The sequence below is a fragment of the Confluentibacter flavum genome, from assembly GCF_002843175.1.
GTDB lineage: Bacteria > Bacteroidota > Bacteroidia > Flavobacteriales > Flavobacteriaceae > Confluentibacter > Confluentibacter flavum.
Window position 1 is genome coordinate 1 of record NZ_PJEO01000057.1, and the last position, 13,065, is coordinate 13,065.

General features: G+C 34.5%; 10 protein-coding genes. 6 read left to right on the forward strand and 4 right to left on the reverse strand.

The features are described from left to right. Positions 1 to 836: IS3 family transposase (locus tag CSW08_RS17645; protein WP_203226825.1), on the reverse strand; the 836-nt coding region annotated here is incomplete at its 3' end. Next, entirely contained in the window at positions 836 to 1,270 is a 435-nt protein-coding gene (locus CSW08_RS18320) for a transposase (RefSeq protein WP_203226826.1), read from the reverse strand. The genes CSW08_RS18320 and CSW08_RS17645, both read right to left, overlap by 1 nt. Before the next feature lie 426 nt (positions 1,271 to 1,696). Between CSW08_RS18320 and CSW08_RS17650 the strand changes: the two genes are divergently transcribed. The 5 genes from CSW08_RS17650 (at position 1,697) to rlmB (ending at position 9,850) form a co-directional block, all read left to right on the forward strand. Then, on the forward strand, positions 1,697 to 4,816 hold the full coding sequence (locus tag CSW08_RS17650; protein ID WP_106661246.1) for a SusC/RagA family TonB-linked outer membrane protein: 3,120 nt from the start codon (positions 1,697 to 1,699) through the stop codon (positions 4,814 to 4,816). Positions 4,817 to 4,827: 11 nt separating this feature from the next. Continuing rightward, complete coding sequence (locus CSW08_RS17655; protein WP_106661247.1) at positions 4,828 to 6,261, forward strand: RagB/SusD family nutrient uptake outer membrane protein; 1,434 nt, start codon at positions 4,828 to 4,830, stop codon at positions 6,259 to 6,261. 77 nt (positions 6,262 to 6,338) lie between these two features. Then, entirely contained in the window at positions 6,339 to 8,279 is a 1,941-nt protein-coding gene (locus CSW08_RS17660; RefSeq protein ID WP_106661248.1) for a S8 family serine peptidase, read from the forward strand. Positions 8,280 to 8,308: 29 nt separating this feature from the next. Continuing rightward, positions 8,309 to 9,046 (forward strand): hypothetical protein, encoded by a 738-nt coding sequence (locus tag CSW08_RS17665; RefSeq protein WP_157831532.1) that lies wholly within the window; start codon positions 8,309 to 8,311, stop codon positions 9,044 to 9,046. Between the two features lie 66 nt (positions 9,047 to 9,112). Then, positions 9,113 to 9,850, forward strand: coding sequence for a 23S rRNA (guanosine(2251)-2'-O)-methyltransferase RlmB (gene rlmB, locus CSW08_RS17670; protein WP_106661250.1), 738 nt, complete (start codon positions 9,113 to 9,115; stop codon positions 9,848 to 9,850). Between the two features lie 53 nt (positions 9,851 to 9,903). Here the strand turns inward: rlmB and CSW08_RS17675 are convergent, their stop codons facing one another. After that, positions 9,904 to 10,629: a rhomboid family intramembrane serine protease gene (locus CSW08_RS17675; RefSeq protein ID WP_106661251.1), complete on the reverse strand. Its 726-nt coding sequence runs from the start codon at positions 10,627 to 10,629 to the stop codon at positions 9,904 to 9,906. 167 nt (positions 10,630 to 10,796) lie between these two features. Between CSW08_RS17675 and CSW08_RS17680 the strand changes: the two genes are divergently transcribed. After that, a complete protein-coding gene (locus CSW08_RS17680; RefSeq protein ID WP_106661252.1) occupies positions 10,797 to 12,074 on the forward strand; it encodes a replication-associated recombination protein A in 1,278 nt (425 codons plus the stop codon). Between the two features lie 88 nt (positions 12,075 to 12,162). On the opposite strand, the gene CSW08_RS17685 is transcribed toward CSW08_RS17680, so the two are convergent. Then, positions 12,163 to 13,020: a hypothetical protein gene (locus tag CSW08_RS17685; protein ID WP_106661253.1), complete on the reverse strand. Its 858-nt coding sequence runs from the start codon at positions 13,018 to 13,020 to the stop codon at positions 12,163 to 12,165. Positions 13,021 to 13,065: the final 45 nt, after the last annotated feature.

Sequence of the window (13,065 nt, forward strand, 5' to 3'; positions counted from 1 at the left end):
TATTTAGTTTTATAGGTTTTCATTTTAAGTTTGTTTTGCTGGTGCATTAGATTTGGAGTCAGCATATGATTTGATAAATGCGGTCTTTTTTCATTATAAATCGCTACTGTTTCTTTAATTATTTGCTTCATAATTGGTAAGTCTTTGTTGTATTTGTCAATATTGAATTCCTGCTTTAAGATGCCGTTTATTCTTTCTGCCACAGCATTTTCGTAGGGATCAGAGTTTTGGGTCATACTTGGGTTTATTTTGTGCTTACTGAGTTCTTTTTGATATTCATTGGCGCAATATTGCAATCCTCTGTCAGAATGGTGTATCAACGGTAATCCCGTGTTTCCTCTCTGCTTAACAGCTAGTTTCAAAGCTACCAAACTGCTTTCTGTATTTAAATTATCAGACACATTATAGCCCACTATTTTCTTTGAATAAGCATCAGTTATCAAACTTAAATAACAAGGTTTCTCTCGTTTTCCGATATAAGTGATGTCCGACACCCAAACCTGTTCTGGCCTGGTTATTTGTAAATCCAGTAGTTGGTTTTTGTACTTTCTAAAGCGATGGTGTGAGTTTGTGGTTATGTGGTACGAACGCTTTGGAACGATCAATAAGTGGTTGGCCCTTAGTATATCAATAAATTTATCCCTTCCTATTTTCAATGTTTTTAAATCTTGATTTAGTAAATAGTACAACTTTTTGGCTCCTAACCTTGGCATTTGTGTTCTGATTTCTAAAACCATTTTCACAACCAATGCTGCCTTGTCCTGCTTGATAATGCGACGTTTTATACTTCGATAATAAACCTGTCTGTCTACCCCGAACAAAGTACAGGCAAACATTACTGTTTGTTTTTCTTGTTCTTTAAAATGGTCGATTGTTCGGGTGACGAGTTTTTTCGGATGTCAATTTGATATTCTTTTTCGGCAATATCAATCATCATATCGAATATGATGGCCTTCTTATCGGCAACGAAAGCTTGCTGTTCTAAAAATGCTTTTTGCTTTTCAAGTAGCTTGACCTTTGCTTCCAGTTCCATTATTTTTTGTTCAGGGGATTTTGGCATATTGGAGGGCGTTTTGTTTTCCCAATCAAAGCTACCAAATTTTCTTAACCATTCAACTATTGTTGAACGTGCCTGGATCCCATATTTGCGGCAAGCTTCATGAGTTGACAACTTGCCATGTTCAATTTCCTGAACTACTTGTAGTTTAAAAGACATTGTGTAGTCTTTCTGTGTACGCTTTACATAGCGGTTTTCTTGGTGGTTTTCCATAAGGATACTTTTTGTGTATCGCTATTTCAGGACAAGACACTGATGTAAATGTCAAAATATTAGAACCATTGCAATGGTGGATTTAATAATTCCGATTTAAATACTGGAATACATCAAAATCTCGATTCAATAGTTAAGTATCAGGTTTTAAAGTTATTGTATCTACATCTCAATAGATATGAATATGGTTTTGGAATACTAACAGATTCAGAATTTTAAAACTTCGTTACGCCAATGTGAAGAGAAAACTTGAGATTTAACTTATCCAACTCTAAAATTCACTTAAGTTTTGCAGCTACATTTTGTGTAAAAAGCATTATTGAATTCTCAGTGATTTTAAAAAAACATTGAAATTTTAACTCCAATTTATAGGTTTATTAACTTTTATTTAAGATTTTTGGCCTGACTAATTCAAATATTTATAAAATGAAAACAAAGTTTAGTGGAATTTTAACGCTATTACTAGCGTTTGTCGTGCAACTAACGTTCGCACAAGAAAAAACGGTCTCGGGAACAATTATTGATGAGAGTGGTTTACCGCTTCCTGGAGCAACCGTTATAGTAAAAGGAACCTCAACAGGTACTTCCTCAGATTTCGATGGTATTTATTCAATCAGAGCTACCCAAGGAGCTACTTTGGTTTTTAGTTTTGTTGGTTATGTTACCGGAGAAGTTGTTATAGGGGCTTCCAATACAATTAATGTAACCATGTCGGAAGACGCGACTTCTCTTGAAGAGGTTGTTGTTGTTGCCTACGGTACACAAACAAGGCAATCCATCGTAGGTTCTGTGGGTATCGTTAGCAGTGATGTCATAGAAAACCAACAAGTTACATCACCCTTAAGGGCTCTTCAAGGAGCAGTACCTGGTGTTAACCTTATCACTGCTGGTGGACAACCTGGAACTAATCCTGAAATTCGTATCAGGGGTTTTGGAAGTATAAATGCAGATCAATCACCATTAATAGTATTAGATGGTGCTGCTTTTAATGGAAATTTAAACACCATAAGCCAAGATCAAATAGAGTCTATTTCAGTTCTCAAAGATGCATCTTCAACTTCTTTGTATGGATCTAGAGGTGCCAATGGTGTCATCTTAATTACAACAAAAAAAGGTAAAAAAAATTCAGCTCCAAGAGTAACTGTTAGAACGCAAATAGGCTTATCTAACCCAACTGTAGGGCTACATGATTTGGCTAGCACAGATGACTTGTTTAAATATACCTGGGAGGCATTAAAAAATAGCAATCAATATGGTCTTGGGCAAAGTGCAGCTAATGCTGCTTTAAATGCGTCCAATAGTCTTGTTGATCGTTTTGGATACAATCCTTATAATGTTGCCAATCCTGTTGATGCAAATGGAAATTTAACAACAAGTCCAAAACTTTGGGATACCAATTGGGAAGAAGAAGTTATTAGAAGGGATGCTTTAAGGGTGAACCATAACGTAAATTTATCAGGTGGAGATGACAAAACCACTTATTTTATGTCGTTTGATTACTTAAACGAAGAAGGCCCAGTTATAAAATCAGATTTTGAAAGAATATCTGCACGTTTAAATATAGAGTCCCAAATAAATGACTATATTAAATTGGGTTTTAACACTAGTTTTTCTAGATCCAATTCAGGAAACCCAGATCAAACCAGCGGTAGTACGACTCAAGTCATTTCTTGGATTTATGGTGTTGCTAATGCTTATCCAGTTTATGCAAGGGGTGCTAATGGACAATTATTAACAGATATTTCGGGAAATAATTTCTACGACTTGGGTAATGGTTTTATTCCAGGCCAATCAGTAAACAGCACGAGACCTCAAAGAGGTGGTGAAAATATTCTTGCTAGTATTAATTTAGGAAAGGAAAAAAGAAAAAGATCTAATTATTTGGGAAATGCGTTTGCTGAATTCAAAATTTTTGAAGGATTAACCTTTAGAACTAATATAAGCTACGAAAACTATTTGTTTGACTCTTATAGTTTTGATGATGATCTGTTTAGTTTTGCATCCAGTATTGGCGGTAGGGTTTCGCAAGAAAGAAATATTACAACAACCTTAAATGCCATACAGTCATTAAATTATGTGAAAAACTTTGACAAGCATAATTTTTCTTTAGACCTAATTACAGAAGCTTACACATTCGAACAAGATGATTTAGCGGCGCAAGGAACAGGATTTTTGCCAAATGTTGAAGTTATGGATGGGCGAACCAATCCTGAAGATGTTTCAGGTAATTTAATTTCTGAAAGACTGAATAGTTATTTAGCCAGATTAGCTTATAATTTTGACCAAAAATATTATTTAGAGGGTTCGTTTAGACGTGATGGTTCAACGAGATTTGCCACTGATGTTAGATGGGGTAATTTCTTCTCTGTAGGAGCATCTTGGGTTGTTTCCAATGAATCGTTTTTGGAAAATAATGATGTGTTAACTTATTTAAAGTTTAGAGGTTCTTATGGAGAACTAGGAAATAATAGAGGTATTGGTTTTTTCCCTTATCAACCATTATTTGGGTTGGGGTGGAATAATGAAGGCAATACAGGAATTTTGTTATCTGGTATTGCTGATCCTAACATTAGCTGGGAAAAAACAGCATCGTCTAATATAGGTGTTGACTTTGAATTATTTAATGGTGTACTTTCAGGAACTGTGGATTATTACTCTAAAGAATCCGTAGACTTAATTTACGATAAACCCTTACCATCATCTACTGGTGTTAGTACTATAACAACTAACGTGGGTGCTGTAAAAAATTACGGCTGGGAGTTTTCTCTTAATTCAAGAAATGTAAATAATGATGATTTTACTTGGAACACAGGTCTTAACTTTTCTATGGATAAAAACGAAATTACTGAATTAACTACTGATGAATTTTTAAACGGATCTAAATTATGGAAAGTAGGCAACTCTTTGTTTGATTTTTACATTGAAGAATGGGCCGGTGTTGATCCTGCTGACGGTTACGGTATGTGGTATAAAGATGTTTTAGACACAGATGGCGAAGTAATTGGCAGAGAAGTTACAAAGGAATACAGCGAAGCCACTCGTTACCAACAAGGATCTTCATTACCTAAGCTTATAGGTGGTTTTTCTAATTATATTCGGTATAAACAATTTGATTTAAATATTCTTGCCAACTTTAGCTTTGGAGGAACTTTATTAGATACGGATTATTCTGGATTAATAAACCAAGGGCAATATGCTGGAACTCCTACACATGTTGATACAAAAAACAGATGGCAACAACCTGGAGATATTACGGATTATCCTTTACTACTTACAGACAACAATGACCATGCGTCGAGATCAACTAGATTTTTGTTTGATAATGATTATGTAAGATTAAAAAGTTTAACTTTTGGTTACAACATCCCTGAATTAGCAACAAGTAAAATGGGGTTTTCAAGTGTAAGATTATTTGTCCAAGCAGATAACATACTAACCTTCCAATCTCATAAAGGAATTGATCCAGAACAGGCATTTAATGGTTTAACCTCTAATAGATCTCCATTATCTAGAACCATAACTACTGGTGCTATTTTACAATTTTAAAAAAAGAAAAGATGAAAAATAAAATTAATTTAAGTTTGAAGAATACATGTCTTCTACTTCTAGCGGCTATAGTTTTAACCACTAGTTGTTCCAAAGAATTTTTAGAAGAACCTAAAGCCACTGATGGAATTACCTCAGATGTGGTATTCTCTGATAGAGCAATTGTAGAGTCATACATAACAGGGATTTTAAGAAATTTTAGATCTCAATATACAACTGTGGACACAGGGGGTCTTTACGCACTATTCTTTGCTCGTACCGTAAAGGGCAATGATATAATACAAGCAGCTAGCTGGTATCAATTTGATTATGATAACGACAACAGAGAACCTAATTATAGACGTACCATATTTAATTGGGATTACAACTACGAAAATATTAATCTAGCAAATGTTTTGATTAAAGGCGTACAAGAAAGCGGTTTGGATGAAACCTCCAAGAAAGAGTTTATCGCTGTAGGAAAAACACTTAGAGCATTTCATTACTTCCAGCTGGCACTTGAATTTGCACCTAATTATAACAATGATAGAAGTATTTCTAGACTTCCTATTTACACTGAACCTGCCACAGGGGATTCTGAAGGCAACCCTACTAGCCCCCTAAGCGATGTATATAATTTGATTTTAGAAGATTTAAAATCTGCTATTATAGATTTACCAGATACAAGACTTGGGAAAAGTTATATCAACAAAGCAGTTGCCAATGGTATTTTGGCTAATGTTTTGTTAGTCACACAAGATGATTGGGAATTAGCTTCTACAGCTGCAAAAGCAGCCTACGGAGGTAATGCCGCAACGGCAGTAATCTCTACCAATTGGGGGACTGGTTTTAACAATCAAGAAGATGATGAGTGGATTTGGGGTATGTACCAAGATAATGTTGAATCAAATTTTTACTATGCCGCCCCTCATGTTATGACAGACCACTTAACATTATCGTATCAAGCAACCTATGTTAATAAATTTTTTGTTGAAACGTTCTCTGATACTGATGTTAGAAAACTATTTTTTGATATTTATAATTCAACAACGCCTTACAGAGAATTTATTACCACCAAATTCGCATTTACATTTGATGCTGATTTGCCCATAATGAGAAAATCTGAAATGGTATTAATTGATGCTGAAGCGCAATATTATATAAATCAAACAAATGCTAAAAATTTGCTTTTTGCTTTGCAGCAAGAAAGAGATCCAAACGCTGTCATGTCCACAAATACAGGGCCAGCTCTTCTTGATGAAATTTTATTAGAAAGAAGAAAAGAGCTTTATGGAGAAATTGGAGTTGAGTGGTTTGATGCCAAAAGATACAGCAAAGCAATCATTCGAGATGCTACCCACCGAATCGTTAAAAACGTACCTGCGGATAGCGAGCTTTTCTTCTTGAAAATACCTCAGAAAGAAATTGATGCAAACCCAAATATAGATAGTAGTATTAATAATTAATGTTATTTGATAGTGGAACCAATCATGTAATAGCTCTAGAAAGAACTATTACATGATTGATAATCTTTGTTTCAAAAATGGGAAAAAAAATACTTTTGGTCTTTTTGCTTTGCATAATCAACTTCGCTCTCGTCGCCCAAACAGAAGCCGAGAGAAATAGAATATCTGAAACATATGATTTAGCATATATCAATAAATTAAAGAAAGACTTAAGTGATGCTTTTTTAGAAAGAGAGCGTAAAATTGCTGATTTTTTAAATAACAATCAATTATTTAGTAAAAGTTTGAAATCTGGTGGTAAAACATATAGCATATACGATATCGTTGATGGTCGTCCTGTATATAGAACAACACATAACGTCAATAGTGCTAGGGCTACTAAAACAGATAAATTACAAACAGGAGGTAGCTTAGGTTTAAATTTAGATGGTTCTGGAATGAATATAGGTGTATGGGATGAAGAAAGTGTACGTGGTACTCATGACGAATTTAAAGATGATCAGACAATTCCTGAGTCACGAGTTGTGTATCCTGAGTTTTTAGGTCCCTTTTTTGGCCCAATAAGTGATCATGCTACACATGTTGCAGGCACACTAATAGGAAAAGGAGCGGATAGTGACGCTAAAGGAATGGCACCAAAAGCAACTTTAAGATCATTTGATTGGCTTTTGGATGACCAAGAGGCTCTAACCGAAGCTTCTAATGGCTTATTAATATCTAATCATTCTTATGGAGTCCCTATATTTAATGACAGTGACTCTCAACAAGTATCATCTGCAGATATCGGTGCTTACACATCAGATGCAAGAATTTGGGATGAAGTAGCATTTGCCGCTCCTTATTATCTGGCCGTAAACTCTGCTGGTAACGAGGGTAACAAAACTTACACTGGTGGTTTAGCTACAGGGTATGATAAACTTACAGGAAATAAAACTTCTAAAAATAATTTGGTTGTCGCTAATGTAAATCCATTTGTTTCAGTATCTGGGGAACTCATTAATTTTCCTATTAATTCTGGCAGTAGTCAAGGCCCAACAGATGATTTTAGAATTAAGCCAGATATTGCCGCTGATGGCACAAATGTATATTCTTCAATATCTTCTTCAGATTCACAATATTCAACATTTTCCGGTACATCAATGGCATCACCAAATGTAGCTGGCACGTTAATTTTATTACAAGAATATTATAATAGGCTTAATTCAAATTATATGAGAGCTGCCACTGCTAAGGGCCTAGTATGCCATACGGCACTTGATGACAATTCTAAAGTGGGACCTGACCCTATTTTTGGTTGGGGCTTATTGAATGCTGAGGATGCTGCCAATACAATAAAAGATGCTTCGGATGGTTTTGCGATTATTAGAGAGCTAACATTATCTAATGGTGATAACTACACTTATAATTTCGCTGCATCTGGTTCGAGCAAATTAAAAGCTACTATTTGCTGGACAGATCCTGCAGGCACTAGTTCATCAAGTCCAAATAATGTGCTTACGCCCAGATTAGTTAACGATTTAGATTTAAGATTGGAAGATTCAAATGCTACTACATTTACTCCTTGGAAGTTAGATAATACAAATGTCACCGGGCCTGCCATTAAAGGAGACAATAATGTCGATAACATTGAAAGAATAGATATCAATGTTCCTGCAACAGGTCAATATACTCTAACAGTAACCCATAAAGGAACTTTGGTAAATGGTGCTCAAGCATTTTCTCTAATCATAACTGGAGCAGATTTAACCTTAAGTAATCCAGAATTAAAATTTAAAAAAGTCATTATATGGCCAAATCCTGCTAACGATTATATCAATATACAAATTAACTCAGTTTCTGGTTTATATGAAATATCACTGTTTGACAATAATGGGCGAAACGTTTTTCAAGAAAAAATTAATACTGATGGTTCTAATTTAGAATATGCTTTTAATACAAAACAATTTTCTAGAGGTGTTTATTTTTTAAAAATAAAAAATAAAAATTCAATACATAATCAAAAAATTATATTAAAATAACATGCTAATTGCATATTAAACAAATAATTATGAAAACAACAATAAAAACTATTTTAATGTTATTCCTTTCACTCATAGTAATGACAGGATGTGAAAATGATTCTACAATTGCTATTTCAGAAATAGAATACATCTCCTTTGGTGATACAGAATATACAGTAGGTATAGATCCTGGAGGTTCAGCAACTGTTGTTATCCCAGTATATACAGGTAATATTGTTTCCTCTGATAGAACATTTAATATTTCGGTAGATGGAACAAATGCAGCAGCAGGTTCTTTCCTTGTACCTTCAAACGTTACCATTCCGGGAGGAACTAATGAAGGCTCTTTAGCTGTAAACTTATCTGATGTAGATTTGGGCATTGGTATAAACAATATCCTAATTGAATTCGCAGCTGATGCAGATACTTTTGTAGGTGCTGCTACTGAAGTTAATTATAGTCAAAACTGTTCTGAAGTTACAGCTACCTTAGCTTTTGTATTTGATTTCTACTCTGAAGAAACTGGTTGGCGAATAACTGATGCTTTAGGAGGCATCGTAGCTTCTAAACCTATTGGCACTTACGCTGGCCGTGCTTCTGCAAGTGAAAGCATTCAATTATGTTCAGGTAGAGATTATACATTAGTTGTAACTGATCAATATGGCGATGGCATGTTTGATGGTACAAATTTAGGTTCATACACGCTAACAATTGGAGGTGTTGTAAAAGTTTCTGATGGTGGAAGCTTTGGTGCCACACAATCTAATGTATTTGACACCAATTAAAAAACATTAATTTATAACATGATAAAGAGGTTGCATTGGCGACCTCTTTTTTTATACCTTTACCCCATGCAAGAACAAACACAAATTTTTGGAATACGCGCTGTTATTGAGGCCGTGAATGCGGGAGAAACCATAGATAAAGTATTTCTTCAAAAAGGATTGAAAGGTGATTTATTTGGTGAATTAGAAGCCGTTTTAAGACAACACTCCATAAACTCATCGTATGTTCCAGTTGAAAAATTAAACAGACTTACAAAAGGGAATCACCAAGGCGTTGTTGCACACATATCACCTATTGAATTTCATGATTTGGAAGAGTTAATGATGACTGTCTTGGAATCTGGCAAAACACCCTTATTTTTATTATTGGACCAATTGAGTGATGTCCGTAATTTTGGAGCTATTATCCGTACTGCTGAATGTACTGGTGTAAATGGAATCATTATTCAAAAAAAAGGTGGCGCTCCCGTAAATGGCGATACTATTAAAACAAGTGCCGGTGCTGTTTTTAAAATTCCTATTTGCAAAGTCGACCATATTAAAGATGCTGTTTATTATATGCAGGCGTCCGGCATTAAAGTTGTTGCTGCTACAGAAAAAACGGAGAGCACATTATACGATATATCATTTAAAGAACCTTGCGCCATTATTATGGGTTCGGAAGATAGAGGCATCAACCCTTCCATTTTAAAAATTGTAGATGCAAAGGCCAAACTGCCATTGTTAGGTGAGATAGAATCTTTAAACGTTTCTGTGGCTTGTGGGGCTTTTTTATATGAAGCGGTTAGGCAAAGACTTGGTTAGATTATTAGACTTCTTGGATGGTTAGAATCCCAGACTTTTTCCAGAAATGAACATTATTCCTTATTTTCTTTGAACGTATAGTTTACAGCAGGTTGCTCCTGCTCTATTTCTGGAGGAATGTGTTCTATAAAATTTCCGTCTTTATCAAAATGTTTTAAAAAAGGGTCATCTGCTTCATTGTAACCATCTTGCTCCCAAGCATATTTTTTCGGTTTAACAATCTTACTTCTAAAAAACATAGCAAATAAAAAACCGGTAACAAGACCTGATAAATGTCCTTCCCAGGAAACTCCTTCTTCAATGGGTAATGTATACCAAATCATACTTCCGTAAAGAAAAACAACCAATAAAGACAGGGCTACCAAGCGATAATATTTTGAAAAAACTCCTTTAAAAAAAGTAAAGCTCACCAATACATATATCAATCCACTGGCACCAATGTGATAAGATGGCCTCCCAATGCTCCAAGTGAAAAAACCAGACATAAGAATACCGAATACAATAACTTTCCAAGCTATAGGTCTATAGAAATAAAACAACGCCATCGACAAAACAAACAACGGAATACTATTATGGTAAATATGTTGAATGTCTCCATGCACAAACGGCCCTAAAACAATACCTCTTAATCCTTTTAAAGTCTGTGGATAAATACCGTAATTTGAGAAATTAAAACCAAAACGCACTTCAAACCAAAATACCATCCATATAAACAGCAAAAAAAGTAACGGATAAGCTACGACTCCTGTTGAAAAATTAAAATGTTCATGTTGTTTCATAAATTTAAAGATAACAAATAGTTAACCAAATTTTGAGTTGATGCTAAAATGGCATTAAAAAGTTCAAGTTTCTGGGTTCTGGGTTTTGGGTTTAAGGTTTTGGCTCTATTAAAAAACTTCAATTAAGAAGAATCCGATTTTCGCAGGAATTATTTTAACTTTACACTATGAATGAACCTTTAGCTGAACGTTTAAGACCTAAAACTTTAGATGATTATGTGAGCCAAACGCACTTAGTTGGCAAACATGGTGCATTAACACAGCACATTAAACAAGGTTTAATTCCGTCCATGATATTTTGGGGACCACCAGGAACGGGGAAAACAACGCTTGCCAATATTATTGCCACTGAATCTGGCAGGCCATTTTATACATTAAGCGCCATAAATTCTGGTGTAAAGGATATTCGGGATGTTATTGATAAAGCCAAACAAAGTGGCGGTTTGTTTACTACCAAAAACCCTATTTTATTTATTGATGAAATCCATAGATTTAGCAAATCGCAACAAGATTCATTATTGCAAGCTGTTGAAAAAGGTTGGATAACATTAATTGGAGCCACCACAGAAAACCCAAGTTTCGAAGTGATTCCTGCACTTTTATCGCGTTGCCAAGTATATATATTAAATGCTTTTGAAAAAAACGATTTAGAGACACTTTTAAAGCGTGCTATTAAACATGATGACTATTTGTCTAAAAAAAACATAAACCTTAAAGAAACCTCCTCGCTTTTAAGACTTTCTGGTGGCGATGCCAGAAAACTATTGAATATTTTTGAATTGATAGTGAATTCGGAAGAATCCGATAGTATTGTAATTACTGACGCATTGGTCTTGGAAAAAGTTCAAAACAATACGGTGAGATACGATAAAACTGGTGAGCAACATTATGATATTATTTCGGCATTTATAAAATCCATTCGTGGCAGCGACCCGAATGGCGCTGTTTATTGGTTGGCTCGTATGGTTGAAGGTGGTGAGGATGTAAAATTTATTGCCAGAAGACTCCTAATCCTGGCGAGTGAAGATATTGGAAACGCGAATCCAACAGCATTAGTTATTGCCAACAATACGTTTCAAGCCGTTTCCATTATTGGGTATCCAGAGTCTAGAATTATATTAAGCCAATGTGCTACCTATTTGGCCTGTTCACCAAAAAGCAATGCGGCATATGTTGCTATTGGGAAAGCACAACAACTGGTTAAAGAAACGGGTGATTTATCTGTTCCATTGGAAATTAGAAATGCCCCGACCAAATTAATGAAAGAATTAGGTTATGGAGAAAATTATCAGTACGCCCATAATTATGAGAATAATTTTGCCAATCAGGAGTTTCTGCCAGATGAGATAAAAAACACCAAATTATATGACCCTGGAAATAACTCAAGGGAAAATGCCCATCGTGACTTTTTAAAACAACGTTGGAAAGGAAAGTATGGGTATTAGGTATTAGGTGTGGGTGTTGGGTATTGGGTGTGCAAAATTTTATTTTTTCACTACTTAACAGCTAAACGACAAACAACTAAACGTATTATTAAAATTTAATGTTCAGGACTTCTTGTTTTAAAACATTGTTTTCATAATACTCCATAATCCAATTGTTTTCTTTTTTGTATAAAGTGGCATTTTTTCCTTCTACCATAAAAACATTTTCTAACGACGTATTCTTTATTTTATAAACCACTTTTGGAGAACTATCAACGAGCTGAAAACCATTCTCTATGGCCTGAGCATATAAAACACCAGATACATTTTCACTTGCAGATATAACTTTTAAGATGTCTTCTTTTGGAACCTCAACCATGGGAACACTTTCTTTAGGCTCCTCTGTTATAACAACTTGAGTTTCTTTATCTTGTTTAAGGTTTTCTATTTCGGCTTTTAATTTTGCAATCTCTTTAACGACCTCTGTTTGATTTTTTGTTTCTTTTACAATAACTTCCGAACCATTGTTAATCGGAACATACTTATAGTTTTTGGTTTCTAATTCTTTAAAAGCATTTCTCAATGCTTCGGCATAGGCCTTATTAAAATCCTTTTCCCTACTCTCACCAACTTTTGTTGTATAAACAGTTAAGCCATTGCAATTTTTTAATTCTATTTGCAATTTTGTTTTAAACATGCTTGAATCCTTTATAACATCTGTAGTTAATGCTAAACATCTATTTGCATTTAAATCATCGGGGTAATTTTCTCCTTCCATAAAAGCTTGAAAACCATATTTATTGAATAAAAATTCTGTTAATGAATTTAATTGAAATTGATCATTTTCTTTTAAAAACTCATACTTTTCAGGAATAATAATATACTTGTAGTTGTTTAAATTTGACTGGGAAAATGCATTTGCCACCAAGAAAAAGACAACAAGCAACGATAAAAATTTAGTTTTCATTTTTATTAAATATATAGTTATATGCTAATTTGTAAATATACACTT

Excerpts from the sequence above, each read along its gene's own strand:
- CSW08_RS17650 (WP_106661246.1), top strand. The coding sequence starts at position 1,697 with ATGAAAACAAAGTTTAGTGGAATTTTAACGCTATTACTAGCGTTTGTC.
- CSW08_RS17655 (WP_106661247.1), top strand. The coding sequence starts at position 4,828 with ATGAAAAATAAAATTAATTTAAGTTTGAAGAATACATGTCTTCTACTT.
- CSW08_RS17685 (WP_106661253.1), bottom strand. The coding sequence starts at position 13,020 with ATGAAAACTAAATTTTTATCGTTGCTTGTTGTCTTTTTCTTGGTGGCA.
- CSW08_RS17660 (WP_106661248.1), top strand. The coding sequence starts at position 6,339 with ATGGGAAAAAAAATACTTTTGGTCTTTTTGCTTTGCATAATCAACTTC.
- CSW08_RS17665 (WP_157831532.1), top strand. The coding sequence starts at position 8,309 with ATGAAAACAACAATAAAAACTATTTTAATGTTATTCCTTTCACTCATA.
- CSW08_RS17675 (WP_106661251.1), bottom strand. The coding sequence starts at position 10,629 with ATGAAACAACATGAACATTTTAATTTTTCAACAGGAGTCGTAGCTTAT.
- CSW08_RS17680 (WP_106661252.1), top strand. The coding sequence starts at position 10,797 with ATGAATGAACCTTTAGCTGAACGTTTAAGACCTAAAACTTTAGATGAT.
- CSW08_RS18320 (WP_203226826.1), bottom strand. The coding sequence starts at position 1,270 with ATGGAAAACCACCAAGAAAACCGCTATGTAAAGCGTACACAGAAAGAC.
- rlmB (WP_106661250.1), top strand. The coding sequence starts at position 9,113 with ATGCAAGAACAAACACAAATTTTTGGAATACGCGCTGTTATTGAGGCC.